This is a genomic window from Pseudoalteromonas sp. GCY (genome assembly GCF_016695175.1).
Classification (GTDB): domain Bacteria; phylum Pseudomonadota; class Gammaproteobacteria; order Enterobacterales; family Alteromonadaceae; genus Pseudoalteromonas.
Window position 1 is genome coordinate 1,584,191 of the sequence record NZ_CP068023.1, and the last position, 20,963, is coordinate 1,605,153.

A 20,963-nucleotide genomic window follows, 5' to 3' on the forward strand; every position below is an offset into this window, starting at 1 on the left:
CTCATTTATACCAACTTACTTAATTAATCCCTCAAATTGGGCAGGTATTAAGTCGAATTGATATTACTAGTGCATTGCAATCGAAATCATCACCCGTTACATAATGAGTTTGGTAGGCTTTGGAGTGGCTCCAAATCGAATAAACACTGCGTGCTTGTAGTGCACGCCTAACTTATGAGAGTGAACTATGCTTAATCCTTTTGACATCGTAATTTTTGGTGGGGGAGGCGATTTAGCTCTTCGCAAACTCCTACCTGCTTTGTATCGTGCATATCAAGAAGGTAATCTACCTGAAGGCACTCGCATCTTACCGACCGTTCGTGAACAAAACAAACAACAAGAATTTATCGAAACGGCACATATCGCATTACAAACTCACCTTGGCAAAGGCGAATACAACAAGAAAGATTGGTCCGCATTTGAACAGTTTTTAGTGCCTGTGGTAGTCAATGTTACTGAAGAAGACGAACACTGGGATACGCTAAAGAATATTTTGGCAGATGGGGAAGATAAGTCTCGTGTATTCTATTTGTCACTTCCACCTGCGGTTTATGGCCGTTGTTGTGAGTTACTATCAATCAAAGGGCTAATCACTGAGCAATCACGTGTAGTTGTTGAAAAGCCTATTGGTTATTGTGGTAAATCTGCAGAAGAAATCAATGCCAAAATAGGTGAGTTCTTCTCGGAAGAGCAAGTATTCCGTATCGATCATTACCTAGGTAAAGAAACGGTTCAAAACCTGATGGCGCTAAGATTCTCAAACGCACTTTTTGAGAATTTATGGGATGCTAAAGCCATAGATAATATTCAGATCAGTATCTCTGAAACGGTAGGTCTTGAAAGCCGAGCTGGTTTTTACGACAAAGCGGGTGCACTTCGTGATATGGTGCAAAATCACTTATTGCAACTACTTTGCTTGGTTGCGATGGAGTCACCACATAAACTTAATGCGAATAGCATCCGCACTGAAAAGCTTAAAGTATTAGAAGCGCTTAGACCGCTAATAGACGCTGATGTAGATAATAATGTTGTGCGTGGTCAATATGTGCCAGGCGACCTTGAAGGTAAGCTGGTACCTGGTTACTTAGAAGAGCTGGGCGAAGGGTCGAGTAAAACAGAAACATTTGTTGCTATTCGTGCTCACATTGATAACTGGCGTTGGTCTGGCGTGCCTTTCTATTTAAGAACAGGGAAGCGTATGAAAAAGCGTTGTGCTGAAATTGTGGTTGAGTACAAGCCTGTTTCTCACAATGTTTATGGTGATGCGGCGGGTCCAATTCAGCCAAACCGTCTGGTAATAAGATTACAACCTGAAGAAAGTATTCAGTTAACGCTAATGTCTAAGCGTCTAGATAACCTTGAAATGCAACTAGAGCCGGTGACGCTAAATATCTCATTGAGTGAAAAGTATAACAATGGCTATCATTCAGATGCATATAAGCGCTTAATGCTTGACGCAGCTGCAAATAATCCTGCTTTATTTATTCACCGTGACGAAGTGCGCCAAGCATGGCAATGGATTGATCCAATCATTGAGCGTTGGCAGAGCAAAGGGGCTCCGTCACTTTATCGTGCTGGTTCTTGGGGCCCTGAAGATGCCGATGAACTGTTAGAAGAAAACAAACATGTTTGGTTCAACGCGGGAGAGCAAGCGTAATGGCACAGTTAACAGAAAGAAATTTCAGCTCCAAAGACGAGATGACAGCAGCGCTTGCAGAGCTACTTCAAGCTGGGCTCAGTCAAGGTATTGAGCAGGACGGTGAAGCTGTGCTGTTAGTATCTGGTGGTTCATCACCGGCTCCAGCGTATCGTTACCTTTCTGGTGTTGAACTAGGCTGGGACAAAATTACGGTTGCTATGGTTGATGAACGCTGGGTCGAACCGGAACACGAAAAGTCTAACGAAGCATTTATCAAGTCGACATTACTGCAAGACAAAGCGGCAAATGCTCGATTTGTGACGATGAAGAATGCGGCAGTGTCAGCAGAAGAGGGCGCTGATTTATGTGAGTCTGCTTATGCAGCGTTGAAAAAACCGTTCGATGTTACTATTTTGGGAATGGGACCTGATGGTCATACCGCCAGTTTATTTCCAAATGCAAAGGGCCTAGAGCACGCGTTAACGACCACAAACACTGTGTGCGCAATTAATGCTCATCAAAGCGAAGTGACAGGTGAGATCACAGAACGTATGAGTCTGTCCCTCGCGGGGATTGCTAATGCTAAGACGGTAGTGTTATTGATCTCTGGTGATGAAAAAAAAGCGGTGTATGAAGCGGCAAAACAATCCGGCTCAGAGTATGAAGTACCACTGCGCGCTGTATTAAATCACCCTGATATTAATTTGACCGTATTTTGGTGCCCGTAACCCGAGTGCATCTACTAGAAATAGTAAAATGTAAGGCTGGCGTGATAGCTAGCCTTGTCTCGATATTATTTGAGTCAACTGATTGAATATCTCTGGACATTCAGCTCGAAGCGACAACACTTCTTACTTCTTACTTCTTACTTCTTACTTCTTACTTCTTACTTCTTACTTCTTACTTCTTACTTCTTACTTCTTACTTCTTACTTCTTACTTCTTACGAATAAAAGCAATAAATTTTACTGATTCAATATACGATCATTAGAAAATCAATAAGTCCCGTAATAGGGTATTCAAATTTGTGCAAAAGATAGTGATAGCTAACTCGCTAATCGTAGATTTTATAAGCCTTTGTCATAAAAAATTCTCCTAAAAGAACTAGACAGTACTTACAGATAAATCTATAATGACAGCGTTGTCATTGATATTGATTCTCATCTTTAGCTTCTGCCCAAGCTTGATGAGGGAGTTGAATACACATCCCCTTGTGTGTATTCAGATAATTAAAATGTCCCTTTATTGAGACAATTCCATCTTAAAACCCTACAGCAGCAAAATTTTTTGTGCTATTCTCCAATCGTTTTTGTAACAAACCATATCTTGGCCATATTTAAATTTATATTTATCAATAAGATATATGTCTATATGAATATTTTTTGAATAACAGGCCAAAAAAATTGTAGCGAATATGTAATTTAGGGTGTATGGTTTGTTATTAGATGACAGCGTTGTCATCATCACTGGGCAGAAGTGATTTAAAAAACCAACAAAATGATTCAAGGGGAATCCTGTGTTAGCTAATAATTTCAAAAAAAGCTTACTTGCAGTTAACGTCAGCATCGCACTAGGTGCGGGCTTTTCAGGCGTTGTAGTTGCAGAAGAAAGTCAAAATCAAGTACAAGAAAACGTAGAAGTCATTGAAGTTCGTGGCTTGCGAGCATCAAACAAAGAGAATATTAATACAAAAAGATTCGCGACTGCAGTTGTTGATGCAGTGAGCGCTGAAGATATTGGTAAATTTCCTGATTCAGACGTGGGTCAAGCGTTAGGGCGTATTCCAGGTATTAGCGTTGGACGAGCTTTTGGTCAAGGTAGTTCTGTATCAATTAGAGGTACTGATCCTTCTATGACGTTGACTACGTTAAACGGCCAGAATGTGGCTTCAACTGGTTGGTATGATCAAATGAATTTAGACCGTTCATTTAATTATTCTATGTTACCGTCACAGCTGATAGGCGGAATTGAAGTTTATAAAGCGACACAGGCGAATCTGGTTGAAGGTGGTATCGGTGGTACAGTAATCGTAAAAACACGCAAGCCTCTTGATTTAGAATCTAATACATCGTTTCTTTCGCTAAAAGGCGAGTATGGTACCCTAAACGAGGAGATATCTCCTGAAGTTTCTGGGCTATACAGTTGGAAAAACAAAGATGAAACTTTTGGTGTACTTGTAGCCGCTGCATACATCGATCGTGAATATCTTCGTCAAGGCACCGAAGCCGATCTTGATTGGGGTGGAAACTCATCAGTACAACCTTCAAGTTTTTTACAAGATCAAGAGCGCACAGCTATAGATGTAACGCTTCAATATCGTCCAACAGAAAAGCTTGAATTGGGTATTCACGCACTTTCATTAGAGCTCGGCGCTGACAGCACTGGTGCTAATATGTACTTTGGTACTGATAATAACTGGGGCGCTTGGACACCGGAAGAATCAGTATGTAAAACTTACAATGCTGCTGGCGTCTGTACATATAGCGATACGCCAAAAGATAGAGGAAGCAACGTATTTTTCCAAAATTGGGCTCGCCAAGGAGAAATGACTTCAGACACTCTAGAATTTAACTGGAAGTACCAGTCTGATACTTATGAAATCTCAGGTGTTCTTGGTCATTCGAAAGCGGAAGGTGGTACAGACATGAGTGCTAACTTTGGTTTTGGTTGGTGGGGAAATGCTTATGTTGATGGAAATGGACTAAAGCAAACGTCCGATGCTAACTTCGACCAAGTAAACTGGTGGGGGGTCGTAGATGCAACTGGTAAACAAATAAAACTTGATGGTGCTGATCTTGGCTTTACCGTTGAACAGCTACCTGCATATGGTACAACATCTACTTGGACAGGTATAAAGGGTCCAAATAAAGATGAGGAAGTGTATGGTCAAGTTGATTTTGATTACTACGTTGACTTTGGCGCGATCAACAAACTTGAGTTTGGGGTAAGATATACTGAACATGAATTTGAGAAAAAGCTATATACGGCTGTATACGACCAGTCAAAAATAACAGCCCCAGCAGATGGTGAAAATGCAGGAGGTTTTGCCAACTATTTTAGTGTTCAGGATTTATATAGCGGTACAATGCCAATTGGCTATGATGGTTGGACTATTCCTCGTGCAAACCGAGATGCAATGATTAATGCTACATTGTCTCTAATCGATCAGTTTGCTTATAACCGTTCGGGCTACGGAAAAATAGAAGAAGACAATCTGTCATTGTATGCTATGGCGTCTTTTGAAGGCGAAGGTTTCCGGGGTAACTTCGGGCTAAGATATGTCAGTACAGATGTGACTTCAAAAGGTCATATCATCGATAATAGCCCAGCTGATATTCTTGCAAATAACAATGGTTGGAGCGAAGCTCCAGTAGGTGTTGATGGTGATTACAATGATGTGTTGCCAAGTGCTAATATTACCTTTGACCTATCTGAAGACTTAATTCTTCGCGTTTCAGCTGGTCAAGCTATTACTCGTCCAAACTACGATAACTTACTACTTTCAAAAGTAACTGGTTATCCTGATGACCGTATTGGTAATGAGGAGATTACTTACGGTAATCCTGACCTGAAACCAATGAAATCATCTCAAGCTGATGTTAGTTTAGAGTATTATTATGGTGAAGATGGCCTATTTGCCGTAACTTACTTTATAAAGGATGTGAGTAATTTTATTGTTGCGACGACTGATTTTAATCAACAAATTGGTGTAATTAATAATGACCTTACTACACCAGCTGATGATTGGACCGTAAATCGCTATAAAAATGCAGGTGGCGGCGAGATTGATGGCGTTGAATTCCAGTGGAATCATGCTTGGGATAATGGGTTTGGTATAAACGCTAACTACACATACACAGATGCAGGTGCACCAGCAGAGGTTTATACTGATAATCTATCCCGTTTTACCGAGTCATCAGAGCATATGCTAAATCTAGTTGGCTATTGGGAAAATGATGAATTCTCGGCGAGAGCAGCGTATAACTGGAGATCTGAATACATGATTCGTGAATATGGTAACTATTACGGAAACCGTATGCACGATGACTTTGGTACACTTGATTTAACTTTCGGTTGGCAAGTTACAGACTACGCAGCGTTGACATTTGAAGTCGTAAATGTTACCGAGGAAGATGATGTTCAGTATGGTGCGGCAGAGGTTGGTGCTGATGTTAAGCCTGCGCTTCAGGATGGTTTCCCAACATGGTCTTTCCGTGGCGAAGCAACTTATAGATTAGGTGTTAATTTTAACTTCTAATTATAAATTGTGTAAGCTATAGCCCAGTTTTTACTGGGCTTTTTTATTTCAAGAGGGCGAGATGAATATAACCAAGATCGCAATTGTTGGTGGGGGCACAGCTGGTTGGCTAGCAGCTAATCATCTCGGCTTAGCGCTTTCTTCAAATAGCAATGTCGAGATTACAGTAATTGAATCTTTAGATATACCAAGTATTGGTGTTGGAGAAGGTACAGTTCCTTACATAGTTAAAAGCCTAAAAAAATTTGGTATTTCTGAAGCGGAGCTTTTGGGGAGCTGTGATGCTACCTTCAAGCAGGGGATAAGATTTGTTTCGTGGCTTGATGAAAAAGTTCATGGAGCACATAACTTTTATTATCACCCATTTGAAGCGCCATATCCCGAAGGACTGGATATAACTAATATATGGTTAAATTTAGGGAAAAAAATACCGTTTGATTACGTTGGGATACAATCAAGGGTCTGTGAATCGGGGCTTGCACCTAAACTAAAAACCGATGGCAACTATCAAGGTGTGCTACCATACGCATATCATTTCGATGCAGCAAAATTCGCAAAATTGCTCAAACGTAATGCCCTAGATAGATTTAATGTCAGAGTTTTAAATGGAACAGTTGATGAATCTAAACTAGATCAAACAGGACATATTGAATCTCTTTGCATGACAAATGGAGACATACTGCATTTTGACTTTTACGTAGATTGTACTGGTTTTTCAGCGAAGCTAATAAGCTCAGTTTCTAATGACAGTTTTCAGGATAAAAGTGAGCAGTTGTTGGTAGATACAGCGCTAGTACAGCAGATAGAAAGAGATGATCCAAGCAGCTTGAATCCTTACACAACGGCAACCGCACATAAAGCTGGCTGGATGTGGGAAATCCCCCTTACTTCCCGTACTGGAACTGGTTTTGTTTATGCGTCTAAATATATGTCACATAAAGAGGCTTTAGAAACGTATGCAAGAATGCTGAATGTTGACTCTGTGAATCCTAGAAAAATAGAAATGAGAGTGGGCTATAGGAATCAAAGCTGGAGTAAAAATTGTGTAGCGCTAGGACTAGCGCAGGGGTTTGTCGAGCCTTTGGAAGCAACATCTATTTTACTAACAGACTTTTCTGCGGAATTCTTGTCGAAGAATTTCCCACTTTCTAGAGCTGAGATATCGGTATTCAGTGACCACTATAATGATGCAGTGAACTGCGCATGGGAAAGTACAATCGATTTCATCCAGTTGCATTATATCCTTTCTGACAGGGTTGATAGTGACTTTTGGGTAGAGTATCGAAGCGATGTAAAGCTCTCAGACTCTCTAGAGCGGAAGCTTGCAAAATTTAGGCTACGTTCGCCCCAACAAATGGATTTTTGGAGTCGCTTTGAGCTATTTAATGAAAAGAACTTTTTATATGTTCTGTATGGAATGAAATTTAACACTCACCCGCAAACGACGTCTCAAGCAGAGTTTGATATTGGGCTTAAATTATTAGATAAGAACAATGAGCAACTAAGGCGAGCTAAAGGAGCTCTTTTAGATCATGGAGAGTGGCTTAAACAATTTAAGCAATATATGTCATCGTAATGATAAAGCAGACAATTCAAATGTATGAAAGATCTGTAATGCTTAAATAAATATTTAACTTCCAATTTGCCCGGAAAACCGCTAGCCTTAGGGGCAATAAATAAAGTAACAAATACGTAAAATAATGGAGCAGTATTATGGCGGAACAACAAGTGCAGCCTTTACACAACGAAAAGCACGCTAATATCAAAGTAAAAAATGGCGTGAACGTTGATTTCCTTAAAACTCAGCACTTAATGCCTGTAGTGGCGCATGAGTTTGCGCGTGTAGCGACAGAATTCCCAATGGCGTTTGTTAAAAACACTGAGTCAGGTCAATTTCAAGCGGTTGCTATGTTTGGTCTTCAGCCTGGTGAAAACCTATTTGTTGATGGTGATAAGTGGACTGGCAGCTTTGTGCCAATGGCCGCTGCACGTTACCCGTTTGGTTTGGTTAAGCACCCAGAGCAAGATCAGTTTGGTATTGTTATTGATGAAGCAAGTCCGCTAGTTGGTGAAGAAGAAGGCAATGCGCTTTTCGAAGACGGTAAAGAAACTGAATACCTAGGTCGTCGTAAAGAAGCGTTAGTTAGCTATGTTGAGTTTGCTCGCGTAACTGAAGCGTTTACTCAGTATCTTGCTGACAAAGAGCTTCTAGTTCAACAAACGCTAACGGTAGAAATCCGTGGTGAGAAAAAAGACATCAACGGTATCTACCTTGTGGATGAGCGTAAGCTAAACGAATTAGGTGACGAAGATTTCCTAGAGCTACGTAAACGTGGCTATTTAGCACCGATCTTCGCATTCTTAACTTCTACGCATCAAGTTGCGAGTCTTGCACGTATGAAGGCACAGCGCGAAGCGAGCTAATCGCTTTTAGATATAAAACGATTCGATAGAAGCGCTTCCAGAGGAAGCGCTTTTTTTGTGCATGCTATTTTATAACTGCTACACCAATTTGCTCCTTCAAATTGAGCAAGTATTAAGGCAAATTGGTATTACTTAGCGTTTGGAATAGGGCAGTATGAACCGCCACGAGGGATCCAAACCGAGCGTGTTTCCCAACGACAGTTATAAGCTACTCGGCGTTCTTCTTGTTGAGTTGAGTAGGTATTGTGTTGATGTATATATTGACCTCGGGGATGATAACCATGAGGATCAGGAATAGTCCAACCTCCGGGGCAGCTTTGTGTCGCGAGTACGGTTTTAGTTTCCCATAAAGTGTAGGGACCGTAAGGTTCACCGTACATTAATTTGTAGTGGCAAGTCTTATAACTAACATCAACGAGCTCTGTACGGTAGTCACATACCCACACACGTCGCTCATCCCAGTAGCCACCGCAGTCAACATTGTTTACTTGGGTGTCATAAAAAGTGTTGTAATCAATAACTTTAATTTGCTCTTGAGTAGCGGCGGCTTGAGCAGTACCAAGTAGTAGTGTGCTAAAAGCTGCAATTTTTAGAATGTTTTTCATATCGATTCCTGTCGAATTTCGTTATTTTATTACTTTGAGTTATTTCAAAGTAATGAATATGTTTCCATTTTGTGGTCGAAATAACAACCATAAATTGATTGAAAAATATTCAAATTTGCTGTTGTGCCGTGCAGCTCATGAGTTTCTTTCAACCATACTGTAAATCAGTTAGCTTGACAATTTTAACGCGAAAGCTTGCATCGTTCTAAAATTCACCTCATGCTGAAGTTTAACAACGAACCAAGGTATAAAAATGAAAAAAATCTCTTTGCTAGTAGCGTTATTAGCCTTGTCGGCGACGGCTGCTGTCGCTGACGAGAAAGCGCCCCCATTTGCGATCGCTATTCATGGGGGAGCTGGTACGATTGAGCGTAGTAACTTCACACCAGAAAAAGAAAAACAATACAAAGCTAAATTAGAAGAAGCCGTTGAGGCGGGCTATAAGGTACTAGAACAAGGTGGAGAAAGCCTTGATGCGGTAACGGTAGCCATTAACATCCTTGAAGACTCGCCTTTTTTTAATGCTGGTAAGGGGGCCGTGTACACTTATGATGAAGGACATGAGCTAGATGCATCAATCATGGATGGTCGTAATCGCCAAGCGGGCGCTGTGGCGGGGGTGAAGCACATTAAAAACCCAATCAACCTGGCAAAAGAAGTAATGCAACACTCAGTACACGTCATGCTAAGTGGCGAAGGTGCGGAAGACTTTGCTAAGAAACGCGGCTTTACGTTAGTGGAAAACAACTACTTTGACACCGATGCTCGCTATCAATCGCTCCTAAAGGCGAAAAAGCGATTGCAGATGAAAGAAGCGGCAACCAAAGACTATCAGGCGGCACACCAACAATTAGAGAGCCAATATAAGATGGGAACTGTGGGGGCTGTCGCACTCGATAAGCAGGGGAATTTAGCGGCTGGAACGTCAACAGGTGGCATGACGGCTAAACGCTTCGGACGGATAGGTGACTCACCGGTGATTGGTGCGGGCACATTTGCGGATAACCGCTCTTGTGCTGTGTCAGCAACGGGACATGGCGAGTATTTTATTCGATATAATGTCGCAGCTGATATTTGTGCTCGTGTCGCTTATCAAAACAAGTCGATTGAAAAAGCGGGACAAGAAGTGATTTTTGATACACTTTATCCAATTGGTGGCACGGGAGGGGTGATCATCGTTGACCCTAAAGGAAATATTAGCATGCCATTTAATACCGCAGGAATGTATCGTGCGAGCAAGTCGTCAACAACACAGACCTATGTTGGTATTTATAGCGAGTAAAACAATATTTCGTTGAGATTAAGCAAGTTCTTCAAACGCCAGCTACTATTATCATGATAGCTGGCGTTTTTAATGGAGATGAGCAATGCAATCAATAAAAGTCGCAGACTACTTAAATCATCGCCCCGTAACATTCAAACAGGATATGCGCGTAGAATCAGCTGTAGAAAAGCTGCTACAAAGCGGCCAGTCGGGCGGGCCGGTTATAGACGAAGCAAGGCGGGTTATTGGGTTTTTATCTGAGCAAGATTGTCTCAAAAAAATGTTAGAGGCGACCTATCAAAATGAGTCTCATAGCGTGGTGTCCGATGTGATGACAAAAGCGCCTCTGTGTGTAAAACGTGAAGATAGCATAGTGCAAATGGCAGATTTGATGACTTGCAATAAGCCCAAAGTGTACCCGGTAGTTGACGATGAAGGGCGCTTACTTGGGGTTATCAGTCGTGCAAACGTGTTATTAGCGTTGGATAAGCATTTACATGATGCTTATGTCTCTGGACACCGCTACGTATGACGTGATGAAATTTACGAGCTATTAAGGTAACTCACGAGGAGTTGCCTTGTGAATAACAGCAAAAATCTCAATTCCTAACCAAATTTAGGTGGGTTCGCCTAATCTGTTTTGATAAACTACACGGCGTTTTATGTAATCACAAGGTGTCGTGTAGTGCAGGTTGACTCGCTGTTCAAAGAGCTAAATTCATGTCTTAAAAAGGATCACTTCATCCTCAAAAAGCGCCTTCATGGTGCGAAAAAAATTACCGATCAAGAAAAGCAAAAGCAGGTAGTCGCAAAAGTAGCGGCTGCGATAGCAAAAAGCCAAGCATTAAAGGTAACAAGAAGTGCCAATATTCCAGCAGTAGAGTATCCTGAGCAACTACCCGTCAGCCAGAAAAAAGACGACATCAAAGCAGCCATTGCGAATAACCAGGTGGTTATTGTTGCCGGCGAAACGGGCTCGGGGAAGACCACGCAGCTGCCTAAGATTTGCTTAGAGCTTGGTCGAGGCGTGGATGGTTATATTGGTCATACACAACCAAGAAGACTAGCGGCAAGAAGCGTATCCACCCGTATCGCAGAGGAGATTGGCTGTGAGATGGGGCAAGAAGTAGGGTTTAAAATTCGCTTCTCAGATCAAGTCTCTGACAATACATACGTAAAACTGATGACCGACGGTATTTTGCTCTCGGAAATTCAACAAGACAGATTTCTCAACCAGTACGACACAATCATAATTGATGAAGCGCACGAGCGTAGCCTGAATATTGATTTTATTCTGGGTTATTTAAAGCAGTTATTGCCGAAGCGTCCAGATCTAAAAGTTATTATTACCTCAGCAACCATTGACCCAGAGCGTTTTTCAAAACATTTTAATGACGCACCTATTATTGAGGTGTCAGGGCGAACTTATCCAGTAGAGGTGAGATATCGTCCAGTTGAAGATGTAGACTCACAAAATGGCGAAGCAGAAAACGACCAGTTGCAGGGCATTTTTGATGCGGTTGATGAGCTTTGTGCCGAAGGACCAGGGGATATTTTGGTATTTATGAACGGTGAGCGTGAAATTCGTGACACCGCTGATGCGCTGGCAAAACGCAATTTAAAAGGCGTTGAGATTTTACCTTTGTATGCGCGCCTGTCTAATGCCGAACAAAATCGCATTTTTGCGCCCCATAGCCAACGGCGCATCGTATTGTCTACAAACGTTGCAGAAACGTCATTGACCGTACCAGGTATTCGCTATGTTATCGACCCGGGTACTGCGAGAATAAGCCGCTACAGTTATCGAACCAAAGTGCAACGCTTACCGATTGAAGCGGTATCACAAGCCAGTGCAAACCAGCGTAAAGGTCGATGTGGGCGTGTGGCATCCGGTATTTGTATTCGTTTATATTCTGAAGACGACTTTTTAGGGCGCCCTGAGTTTACCGATCCTGAAATTCTAAGAACCAATTTAGCTTCGGTTATTTTGCAAATGCTCGCACTTGGACTTGGTGATATAAGTCAATTCCCATTTGTACAAGCGCCTGATAGCCGTAATATCAAAGATGGTATGTCTTTACTTGAAGAGCTGGAGGCGATAGTTCCTGCTAAGCGCAGAGAAAAAGCCAAGCTCACAGAATCAGGTCGTAAACTAAGCCGCTTACCCATAGATCCAAGGCTTGCCAAGATGGTGATGTCAGGGGCACAAAACAATGCGCTTTGGGAAGCGATAGTGATCACCGCGGCACTGTCTATTCAAGATCCAAGAGAGCGTCCTCAAGACAAACGTGCAGCAGCTGACGAAAAACACAATCGCTTTGAGTGCGAACACTCTGACTTTGTTGCATATCTAAATCTATGGAATTATATCGAAGCGCAGCAGCAAGCACTGACGCGCAACCAGTTTAGAAAGCAATGCCAAAAAGACTTTTTGGCCTATATGCGCGTACGTGAGTGGCAAGATATTGTATATCAGCTGACCACGGTGTGTGAGGAGCTCGGCTTTAAAATAAATAGCAGTCCTGCAAGCGATGAAGCTGTCCATCAATCATTGCTAAGCGGCATGCTTAGCCATATTGGTGTAAAAGACGAAAAGCAAAAGCAAGTGTTTAAAGGCGCACGTAACAGCCAATTTCATATTTTCCCAGGTTCAACACTGTTTAAGAAAAGCCCTAAGTGGCTGATGTCCGCAGAGCTTGTGGAAACGAGTAAACTTTATGCTCGGGTTAATGCCAAAATCGATGTAAATTGGATTGCGCCGCTCGCTAAGCATTTAATTAATAGCAGCTATAGCGAACCGCATTGGGAGAAAAAGGCTGGAGCGGTTATCGCATTTGAACAACAAACCTTATACGGCTTGATCATCGTTGGCCGCAAACGCACGGTGTATAGCGATATTGATCCTGTTGTTAGCCGAGAGATATTTATTCGTGAAGCGCTGGCAAACGGTCAACTCGGCCAAAGCGAAGGCTTTTTAAGCGCAAACCAAAAATTGGTTGAAGAAGTGCAGGCGCTTGAAGATAAAGCTAGGCGTCGCGATATCCTAGTCGACGAAGAAGATGTGGTTGCGTTTTATAACGATCGAATTCCACAAGATGTAAATAATCGTGCTGCGTTTAGCAAATGGTGGCGTTCACAAAAGCAAAAAGACAAGCGTTTTTTGCATATGACGCGCGATCTGTTAATGAAGCATGACGCTGAACATATCACGGATATCCACTACCCTGATACGTGGCAGCAAGGGAATTTGATCTTGCCTCTCAGTTATCACTTTGACCCAGGCCAAGCACTAGACGGCGTGGTGGTCAATATTCCTCTGGCACTATTAAACCAAGTTCAAGATGAAGGTTTTGATTGGCATATTCCTGCGCTCAGACATGAGCTGGTTTGTGGGCTTATTAAGTCACTGCCGAAGACCTTAAGACGTAACTTTGTGCCAGCACCAAATTATGCCGATGCGGTGCTTGCCGCCGTTGAGGTAATGCAAGGCTCATTTATAGAAGCAGTGGCCAATCGTTTACTCAGAATGACAGGTGTCAAAGTCGCCGAGTCGGATTGGGACGTTAGTGCACTTGAGCCGCACTTAAAAATGCAATTTCAGGTAGTTGATGACAAAGGTAAGGTGATAGACCATGGCTTTGATTTATTGGCACTTAAGGCAAAGTTGCAAGGGCAAGTGACCGAGACGCTTTCGCAAGTGGCAGAGCAAGGGATCGAGCAGACGGATATTCAGCAGTGGGATTTTGGCGAGCTGCCAGAGCAATATACTAAAAAGCAAGGAAACTATGAGATTAAGGCTTTCCCAGCATTAGTCGATAAAAAGCAAAGTACGGCTATAGAACTGTTTGATAACGAAATAAAAGCCCAAGCGGCGCATCAAGCAGGATTGCGCCGTCTTGTGCTACTCAATGTTCCTTCGCCTGTTAAATACCTGCAGCAACACTTGCCAAATAAGGCTAAGTTAGGATTGTACTTTAACCCCTTTGGTAAAGTGCATGACTTAGTTGATGACTGTACAGAAGCTGGGGTTGATAAACTGCTGCGTGCATTTGGCGAGATCAGAGATGATGTCGCGTTTGAAAAAGCCAAAGAGCACATTCGAGCTGAGCTAGGCGACACCGTAGTTGAAATTGCGAAGCAAGTTGAAGCTGTGCTTAGCATTGCACACAGTATTAACAAGCGCATGAAAGGCAGAGTGGATCTCACGATGATCACCGCACACGGCGACATAAAATCTCAGTTGTCCAGTCTTATCTTTAGAGGCTTTGTCACCGCTCATGGTGCTGATAAAATCGCTGATATTTTGCGCTACATGAAAGCGATTGAAAAAAGGCTTGAAAAACTTGCGGTAGATCCAAACAGAGATAGGCTGTGTGTACTAGAATTGGAAAAAGTAGCTACGGCCTATCAAGACAAGTTGGAAAAAATTCCTTCTGGATTACCTGTACCAGAGTCGCTTATAAATATTTTTTGGATGCAACAGGAACTTCGTGTGTCTTTGTTTGCTCAAACATTAGGAACGGCTTATCCGATTTCGGCTAAACGTGTTCTGAATTCGATAAAAGAGTGCGAAATATAAACTTGCATTTTAGAGTACGGCAGTTACTTTATTATATGAGGAAGTAAAGTTTTGGATTGTGAGAAGGAAGCGGCATTGAATATGTCCACACGAGAGAAAAGGAAAAATGCACCGCACCTGCTGGTGGTTGACGACGAGTATTTTAACTATGAAATGCTTGAGGTGGCGCTGTCAGGGGCGTTTGAGCTGAGCTATGCAAACTCTGGTACGAGCTGTTTATCTAATGCGATTGCTGATCCTCCAGATGCTATTTTGCTTGATGTGTGTATGCCGGGTCTTGACGGTTACGACACCTGTCGAATGTTGAAAAATACACCAGAGACGAAGGACATTCCTGTATTAATGGTGTCTGGTTTAGAGTCCGAAAAAGAACAAAAAGCGGGATTCGATGCAGGCTGCGATGCCTATGTGGTAAAGCCATTTTCAATGCAATCGCTATTAGAAAAAATAAAATCAATGGTGTAGGAGCATTATATGATCAATGAAGATAAACGCCGTTTTATGCGTATGGCGGTGGATGCAGTAGCAAAATTAACTGAACTTGAGTCGGGTAAAGTGCATCAAGGAATTTGTCACGATTTAAGTGCTACGGGGTTGTCGGTGACGGTGAGCGACCCAATTGAAGCAAATTCAACCGTTGACATTTTCATTGATTCCAGTGGCGATATGATCCAGCCACTTAGTGCTCATGCAACCGTGATCCGCTGTAGTCAAGAGCAGGACGAGCAGTGGGTTGTAGGACTTGAAATCACCAAGTTCAATTAGATTAATTAAAGCCCTAAAGGTGGTATTGAAGTTTCCTCCGATACCACTGTAAATTGCTAAATCAATAGACCTTACAAATTAGGCCTTTTAGGTAAAAGCCTTCTGGATAATTGCCCGCAATTGGGTGGTCGGCTGCCTGATTTAGCCTTTCCATTATCAACAATTCTTTACCAGCATCGAGCGCAGCGTCTGCAACGACTTTCTGGAACAGGTTTTGTTCCATAAGGCCAGAACATGAGAAAGTTAGTAACGTGCCACCTGGCTTTAATATTTGCATGGCAATCATATTGATATCTTTATAGCCACGACAAGCACCGTTAAGCTGCGCCTTACTTTCTGCAAACTTTGGCGGATCCATCACGATAGTATCGAATTGACGACCCTCATCACGATATTGTCTTAGTAGTTTGAACACGTCTTGCTTAACAAACTCAGCCTTCGATAAGTCTAGTTCATTATGTTCTACATTGCGTTTAGCTGTGTCGAGTGCTGGCTGCGATACGTCAACGTTGATTACTTTACTACAGCCACCGCGCAGCGCATAAAGGCCAAATGTACCGGTGTAGCAGAAGCAGTTAAGCACTTCTTTATCTTTTACAAAGCGTTCTAACGCGGCTCGACTGTCGCGTTGATCTAGATAAAAGCCAGTTTTATGGCCGCCGATGATATCGACTTCAATCTTTAAACCATTTTCGCTTATAAGGACTGGTGCGGTTGGTGCGTCGCCTGCAAGCGGTCCGGTAATTTTATCAAGGCCTTCTTTTTTGCGCACATCAACATCTGAGCGCTCGTAAACATGACAATCAGGAAATAGTGATTGCAATGCCATTACTATTTCACCCTTGTGGCGCTCGGCACCAGCGCTTAGCAACTGACAAACCAAGTAGTTATCAAACTTATCAATTGTTACACCTGGCAGACCATCTGACTCTGCGGCACACAATCTAAAGCCAGTTAAACCACCTTCAGCGATAACATATTCTCTGGCTGCTAATGCTCGTGCAAGCTTTTGCTCAAAGAACGCTTGGTCGATATGCTGTGATTCATCAAATGTCCAAATTCTGGCTCTGATCTGAGAGTCTGGACTGTAAGCGGCTGTGGCGAGGTATTTCCCCTCATTGCTGTAAATCTTGACGGTATCGCCGAGGGCAGGTTTACCTTTTACTTTTTTAATGGCTTTTGAGAAAACCCAAGGGTGTTTTCTGTTAAGGGATTTTTCTCTGCCTGATTGCAGATATAGCGCGCAAGTCATATATTTTCTCTAATCTTTCCTGATAGCTGCCATTTTAGTGAAGGGTGTGGCAACATACAATCAGTAATGCCTTTCCCGCTGAATTTGTGTGGGCTTATTTGTCGGATATTAATAAAAGTTGAGCTTAATGACGTTAAAAATGCATGAATTAGAAAAAGCATGTGAAGAGTTTATGCTGTCGACACCATGTGCAGATACTGCCCATGATTTGTCTCATATCAAGCGTGTAGTTAAAGTCGCAAAGTCGCTTTGCGAAGCCGAGTGTGCGGACCCTGCTGTGGTGATCCCTGCCGCTTGGTTACATGATTGTGTTGCCGTAGCAAAAAATCATCCAGATAGGCCGCTGGCGTCGAAATTAGCTGCAGATAAGGCGGTTGCCTTCCTAACAGAGTTGAAGTACGACACGGATAAACTCGAGGCGATTCACCACGCCATTGTTGCACACAGTTTTAGCGCCGGTGTCACACCCAAGACATTAGAAGCCAAAATTGTCCAAGATGCAGACAGAATGGATGCGTTAGGGGCGATAGGTGTTAGCCGCTGTATGAAAGTAGGTGGGGCGATAGCGCGCAATCTCTACAATGTAGAAGACCCTTTTTGTGAGTACCGGAAAGCTGACGATACCAAATATACCTTAGATCACTTTTTCATTAAATTGCTGCATATTAAAGATAACATGCATACGACCGCAGCCCGTGAGCAGGCACAAGCCCGTACTCGGTATATGCTGGATTTTTTAGAACAACTGAAATCAGAAATCGCGGATTAAAAATGACGAGATGAGTATTACCTCGTCATTTGCTTTACAAAAACCACCACAAATAGCGCTAATGAAAAGCTGCCGGTAAACGCTTCTACCGCTGCGATCAGTCGTGAGATCCCCACTGGCGTAATGTCCCCGTACCCCAAAGTTGTGAAGGTAACGACACTAAAATAAAAGCTGTTCAGCAGCGCCATCACGTTTTCAGATACACTGTTGTTTAAGTCCAGCTGCATTATCTGATCTTGAAACGAAACGCCGAATAGAAAATAGCAAAATGCACAGGTGACTATCATACCTAGGCTGAAGCGAATGACATTTTCCGGCTTTTCTCCATACCCACACAGTAAGTCGACAAAACTTGAAATAAGATGGCGTTTTGAAAATCGCGGATACTGGGCATGTCGCATGCGCAGCTCTTTGTATGTAAAGCGCCCAACCATTTCAAATAATCCTTGGTTTTCTGCGCCTTTACGTAGTAAACGATAGATCTCTTCGGACTGTAGGAACAGGTCTTCCGCGTCTTCTTTCGCTCGGTTTCTACGAGCTTCAAAAGCTTGCTGCTCTTGTAGTAATTGCTCGCCGAGTTCCATATTATCGATACGGGTGTTTTCCAGCTTTATGCCAAGCAAATTGGTGCTTTCTAAATTACAGCAGTGCAGACTTGCTTCTCTCAAATCCGCCTTCATTAGCGACGCATGCTTAATGGTATTATTAAACAGGTGCGCCCCTTTCAAATTGGCACGATAAAAGTTGCTATAAGATAGATCATAGCCATGATGATTTTCAAAGTTAACAAGATTGAGCCCTTCTAAATTGGCTCGCTTCAACTCTAAGCCTTGCAGCAAACCGCCGCGCTTGGCGTAGCGTTCAAGCTTTTGGCTTAGCTCTAAGCCACCTTTATCGAATTTATTGTCATGCCAAAAGCAGTAACCTGAGCCCATATCGATTTCACTGCATTTTTTTCCCTCAGGTGACACATATTGGCAAATGGGTTTATCAGCCATAGCTTGCCTAAATCAAAATGCCTTTTTCATTAAGCGTAGCAGCAAAAATAATAAATACGGTGATTTAACGAAAAAATCTTTCTAATTTATAGAGTGTTAGAAACCACACTATTGATGAGTTTAATGTCATCGTTGGTCAAATTCATTATCTTACATGGCGTTTGCAGTGACTCTGATAAGTTGCTCATATTATAATGCATGCTTTAGTGACTAAGAATTTGTTACCTTGCAATATCAATTGAAGAAAAGCCGAAAGCGTAAGAGCGTTGCGATAAAAATAAAAGCTGGCCAAGTATTTGTTTATGCACCAGAGCAAATTTGCGAGCGCTGGTTACATAATTGGGTAGAAAGCAAATCCGATTGGATAAAATCAAAGCTTGCTCTAAAAATCATACCTGAGAGCCCTCGGCCACTGGAAACAGGAACTGTGCAAGTATTCGGCGAGACCTTTATCATTCAAAGAGGCGAAAGTACGACCTCTGTAATTGATTTTGATAACAAAAAGGTTTTACTTAAGGCTGTCAAAAATGAATGGCGTGAATTAGTTGCGCTGTTAAGCGAAACGCTAAATGACTATTTAGATATGGTTATTGCCCGGTATCAACCTGATATTCAAGCTCGCTTCGATACGCTAAAAATACGCGTTTACAAAAGCCGCTGGGGCAGTTTTTCATCTAAAGGCGTGCTTGCGTTTAATACGTTTTTGATTGGTGCGCCTAAGTGGGTAATTGATTATGTGGTAGTGCACGAACTTTGCCATTTTCATGTCATGGCACACAATAGCGCATTTTGGCATTTGGTAACAAAGCACTATGGCCACGACCATAAGATGGCTCGGCGTTATTTACGTGACCACGGTCGTGACTTGATGATTGAGCATTAGCATACTGTTCTGTTTATGCCTATTATTTGTCGGGCCTCGCTTTTGCCGCCCGTTTTAACAGCTTTTGAAATGTAGGACATTCAAAATGGCTTGGCGCAGGGCATTTTGCAGCATGATAGAGGCCATCTCGCATTGCAGTTAAATGCTTAATGGTTTCATTTAATTGATCCGCTTTGGATTGTAACTTCACCCTATCAATATCCGCTTTACCCTCGGGGGTAAACATGTCTGCTATTTCATCTAACGAAAAGCCTGCGTTTCTGCCAAGTGTAATAAGTGCTAGACGTTCAAGTATCGAAGGGGGGAAAACACGTTTGAGCCCTTGTCGACCAATCGATCGGATCAGCCCTTTTTCTTCATAATATCTAAGCGTGGAAGCGGGTAAACCTGACTTCTTTGCAACTTCACTGATATCCATTCTTGCCCTTGACTTAAAGTTAACTTGAACTAGTAGGATAGCGGCTATCAGTAAAAAAGAGGAGTAAAAGTAGTGGAAAACCTATATTCGATGTTAATGCCAGCAGTCGTGATTGGCGTAGGTGCAACGATCGTTATGGATTTGTGGGCAGTTGTGCTAAGTCGCTTGTTTGCCATAAAGGGCTTAGATTATGCGTTGGTTGGTAGGTGGATTGGACACTTGTGTCAAGGTCAACTCACGCATCAAGGTATCGGGCGTAGTAAACCAATATCTGGTGAACGTGTCATTGGCTGGGGCATGCATTATCTCACCGGGATTTTATTCACCTTGGTGCTACTGCTGAGCGTGGGTAAGCCTTGGTTGATTGAGCCTAGCCTTTTGATTGCGTTAGTTTTTGGCTTAATAACGTGTGTTTTTCCATTTTTTATTATGCAACCCTGTTTTGGCGCAGGGATCGCAGCATCTAAATTACCAGAGCCGAATAAGGCAAGGGTAAAAAGTATGGCAGCACATTTGATTTTTGGCTTTGGATTGTTTTTAAGCTCGTTTATATATGTAAGCTTATGGTGAGGTAACACAATAGAAGGTGGTGGAGGGAGCTGGATTCGAACCAGCGAAGGCTGAGCCGTCAGATTTACAGTCTGATCCCTTTGGCCGCTCGGGAACCCCTCCATCATTTGGAGCGTTTACTTTAAAAGTGGTGGAGGGAGCTGGATTCGAACCAGCGAAGGCTGAGCCGTCAGATTTACAGTCTGATCCCTTTGGCCGCTCGGGAACCCCTCCATACATTTTAAAGCGTTACAATTTGAAAGTGGTGGAGGGAGCTGGATTCGAACCAGCGAAGGCTGAGCCGTCAGATTTACAGTCTGATCCCTTTGGCCGCTCGGGAACCCCTCCGAAATTGTAACTGTTGTTTATGGTGGAGGGAGCTGGATTCGAACCAGCGAAGGCTGAGCCGTCAGATTTACAGTCTGATCCCTTTGGCCGCTCGGGAACCCCTCCTAAACAACGGCGGTGATAATAACAAAGTTTTTTTCGAAGTAAAGAAAACTACTAAAGTTTTTCGGAAAAAGGCCGATAAATTCATAATTAGCAAAATAATCGGTTGGA

Annotated in this window: 17 protein-coding genes and 4 tRNA genes; 13 read left to right on the forward strand and 8 right to left on the reverse strand. The window is 42.7% G+C overall.

The annotated features are described in order from the left end of the window. Positions 1–187: 187 nt before the first annotated feature. From zwf to JJQ94_RS12160, 5 genes are all read left to right on the forward strand, one after another. Entirely contained in the window at positions 188–1,657 is a 1,470-nt protein-coding gene (gene zwf, locus JJQ94_RS12140) for a glucose-6-phosphate dehydrogenase (RefSeq protein ID WP_099031450.1), read from the forward strand. Continuing rightward, complete coding sequence (gene pgl, locus JJQ94_RS12145; protein WP_099031449.1) at positions 1,657–2,367, forward strand: 6-phosphogluconolactonase; 711 nt, start codon at positions 1,657–1,659, stop codon at positions 2,365–2,367. The genes zwf and pgl overlap by 1 nt, the downstream gene beginning before the upstream one ends. 787 nt (positions 2,368–3,154) lie before the next feature. After that, positions 3,155–5,896, forward strand: coding sequence for a TonB-dependent receptor (locus JJQ94_RS12150; protein WP_099031448.1), 2,742 nt, complete (start codon positions 3,155–3,157; stop codon positions 5,894–5,896). 61 nt (positions 5,897–5,957) lie between these two features. Next, entirely contained in the window at positions 5,958–7,472 is a 1,515-nt protein-coding gene (locus JJQ94_RS12155; protein ID WP_099031447.1) for a tryptophan halogenase family protein, read from the forward strand. A 137-nt stretch (positions 7,473–7,609) separates the two neighbouring features. Next, on the forward strand, positions 7,610–8,320 hold the full coding sequence (locus JJQ94_RS12160; RefSeq protein ID WP_099031446.1) for a SapC family protein: 711 nt from the start codon (positions 7,610–7,612) through the stop codon (positions 8,318–8,320). Positions 8,321–8,448: 128 nt separating this feature from the next. Here JJQ94_RS12160 and JJQ94_RS12165 read toward each other — a convergent pair whose 3' ends face one another. Next, on the reverse strand, positions 8,449–8,925 hold the full coding sequence (locus JJQ94_RS12165; protein WP_099031445.1) for a hypothetical protein: 477 nt from the start codon (positions 8,923–8,925) through the stop codon (positions 8,449–8,451). A gap of 253 nt (positions 8,926–9,178) precedes the next feature. Between JJQ94_RS12165 and JJQ94_RS12170 the strand changes: the two genes are divergently transcribed. The 5 genes from JJQ94_RS12170 (at position 9,179) to JJQ94_RS12190 (ending at position 15,533) form a co-directional block, all read left to right on the forward strand. Then, positions 9,179–10,207 carry an isoaspartyl peptidase/L-asparaginase family protein gene (locus tag JJQ94_RS12170; protein ID WP_099031444.1) on the forward strand — a complete coding sequence of 343 codons (1,029 nt, stop codon included), beginning with the start codon at positions 9,179–9,181 and terminating at the stop codon, positions 10,205–10,207. An 85-nt stretch (positions 10,208–10,292) separates the two neighbouring features. Next, positions 10,293–10,721, forward strand: coding sequence for a CBS domain-containing protein (locus JJQ94_RS12175; RefSeq protein ID WP_099031443.1), 429 nt, complete (start codon positions 10,293–10,295; stop codon positions 10,719–10,721). Between the two features lie 153 nt (positions 10,722–10,874). Next, the gene (gene hrpA / locus JJQ94_RS12180; protein WP_099031442.1) at positions 10,875–14,768 is read left to right on the forward strand and encodes an ATP-dependent RNA helicase HrpA; all 3,894 of its coding nucleotides are present in this window, start codon (positions 10,875–10,877) and stop codon (positions 14,766–14,768) included. An 81-nt stretch (positions 14,769–14,849) separates the two neighbouring features. Then, on the forward strand, positions 14,850–15,233 hold the full coding sequence (locus tag JJQ94_RS12185) for a response regulator (protein WP_010375541.1): 384 nt from the start codon (positions 14,850–14,852) through the stop codon (positions 15,231–15,233). Positions 15,234–15,242: 9 nt separating this feature from the next. Continuing rightward, complete coding sequence (locus JJQ94_RS12190) at positions 15,243–15,533, forward strand: PilZ domain-containing protein (protein WP_099031441.1); 291 nt, start codon at positions 15,243–15,245, stop codon at positions 15,531–15,533. A 61-nt stretch (positions 15,534–15,594) separates the two neighbouring features. Here the strand turns inward: JJQ94_RS12190 and JJQ94_RS12195 are convergent, their stop codons facing one another. After that, positions 15,595–16,785, reverse strand: coding sequence for a class I SAM-dependent methyltransferase (locus JJQ94_RS12195; protein ID WP_099031440.1), 1,191 nt, complete (start codon positions 16,783–16,785; stop codon positions 15,595–15,597). A 127-nt stretch (positions 16,786–16,912) separates the two neighbouring features. On the opposite strand from JJQ94_RS12195, the gene JJQ94_RS12200 reads away from it, so the two are divergent. Further along, positions 16,913–17,554 (forward strand): HD domain-containing protein, encoded by a 642-nt coding sequence (locus tag JJQ94_RS12200; RefSeq protein WP_099031439.1) that lies wholly within the window; start codon positions 16,913–16,915, stop codon positions 17,552–17,554. A gap of 17 nt (positions 17,555–17,571) precedes the next feature. Here the strand turns inward: JJQ94_RS12200 and JJQ94_RS12205 are convergent, their stop codons facing one another. Next, a complete protein-coding gene (locus tag JJQ94_RS12205; RefSeq protein ID WP_099031438.1) occupies positions 17,572–18,552 on the reverse strand; it encodes an ion channel in 981 nt (326 codons plus the stop codon). A 226-nt stretch (positions 18,553–18,778) separates the two neighbouring features. Here JJQ94_RS12205 and JJQ94_RS12210 point away from each other — a divergent pair, with 226 nt between their 5' ends. After that, on the forward strand, positions 18,779–19,435 hold the full coding sequence (locus JJQ94_RS12210) for a M48 family metallopeptidase (RefSeq protein WP_099031437.1): 657 nt from the start codon (positions 18,779–18,781) through the stop codon (positions 19,433–19,435). A gap of 22 nt (positions 19,436–19,457) precedes the next feature. Here JJQ94_RS12210 and JJQ94_RS12215 read toward each other — a convergent pair whose 3' ends face one another. Further along, complete coding sequence (locus JJQ94_RS12215; protein WP_099031436.1) at positions 19,458–19,853, reverse strand: helix-turn-helix domain-containing protein; 396 nt, start codon at positions 19,851–19,853, stop codon at positions 19,458–19,460. A 72-nt stretch (positions 19,854–19,925) separates the two neighbouring features. Here JJQ94_RS12215 and JJQ94_RS12220 point away from each other — a divergent pair, with 72 nt between their 5' ends. Continuing rightward, positions 19,926–20,423 carry a DUF2938 domain-containing protein gene (locus JJQ94_RS12220; protein WP_236596599.1) on the forward strand — a complete coding sequence of 166 codons (498 nt, stop codon included), beginning with the start codon at positions 19,926–19,928 and terminating at the stop codon, positions 20,421–20,423. Between the two features lie 17 nt (positions 20,424–20,440). On the opposite strand, the gene JJQ94_RS12225 is transcribed toward JJQ94_RS12220, so the two are convergent. The 4 genes from JJQ94_RS12225 to JJQ94_RS12240 form a co-directional block, all read right to left on the reverse strand. Next, positions 20,441–20,525: transfer RNA gene (locus tag JJQ94_RS12225), tRNA-Tyr, on the reverse strand. 26 nt (positions 20,526–20,551) lie between these two features. Continuing rightward, positions 20,552–20,636, reverse strand: a tRNA-Tyr gene (locus tag JJQ94_RS12230). Between the two features lie 29 nt (positions 20,637–20,665). Next, positions 20,666–20,750, reverse strand: a tRNA-Tyr gene (locus JJQ94_RS12235). A 20-nt stretch (positions 20,751–20,770) separates the two neighbouring features. Then, positions 20,771–20,855 (reverse strand) — tRNA-Tyr (locus tag JJQ94_RS12240). Between the last annotated feature and the right edge of the window lie 108 nt (positions 20,856–20,963).

Bases quoted from the DNA above. Each gene is read 5' to 3' on its own strand.
- JJQ94_RS12160 (WP_099031446.1), top strand. From the start codon at position 7,610: ATGGCGGAACAACAAGTGCAGCCTTTACACAACGAAAAGCACGCTAAT.
- JJQ94_RS12185 (WP_010375541.1), top strand. From the start codon at position 14,850: ATGTCCACACGAGAGAAAAGGAAAAATGCACCGCACCTGCTGGTGGTT.
- JJQ94_RS12165 (WP_099031445.1), bottom strand. From the start codon at position 8,925: ATGAAAAACATTCTAAAAATTGCAGCTTTTAGCACACTACTACTTGGT.
- zwf (WP_099031450.1), top strand. From the start codon at position 188: ATGCTTAATCCTTTTGACATCGTAATTTTTGGTGGGGGAGGCGATTTA.
- JJQ94_RS12190 (WP_099031441.1), top strand. From the start codon at position 15,243: ATGATCAATGAAGATAAACGCCGTTTTATGCGTATGGCGGTGGATGCA.
- JJQ94_RS12195 (WP_099031440.1), bottom strand. From the start codon at position 16,785: ATGACTTGCGCGCTATATCTGCAATCAGGCAGAGAAAAATCCCTTAAC.
- JJQ94_RS12215 (WP_099031436.1), bottom strand. From the start codon at position 19,853: ATGGATATCAGTGAAGTTGCAAAGAAGTCAGGTTTACCCGCTTCCACG.
- pgl (WP_099031449.1), top strand. From the start codon at position 1,657: ATGGCACAGTTAACAGAAAGAAATTTCAGCTCCAAAGACGAGATGACA.
- JJQ94_RS12175 (WP_099031443.1), top strand. From the start codon at position 10,293: ATGCAATCAATAAAAGTCGCAGACTACTTAAATCATCGCCCCGTAACA.
- JJQ94_RS12205 (WP_099031438.1), bottom strand. From the start codon at position 18,552: ATGGCTGATAAACCCATTTGCCAATATGTGTCACCTGAGGGAAAAAAA.
- JJQ94_RS12155 (WP_099031447.1), top strand. From the start codon at position 5,958: ATGAATATAACCAAGATCGCAATTGTTGGTGGGGGCACAGCTGGTTGG.
- JJQ94_RS12200 (WP_099031439.1), top strand. From the start codon at position 16,913: ATGACGTTAAAAATGCATGAATTAGAAAAAGCATGTGAAGAGTTTATG.
- JJQ94_RS12170 (WP_099031444.1), top strand. From the start codon at position 9,179: ATGAAAAAAATCTCTTTGCTAGTAGCGTTATTAGCCTTGTCGGCGACG.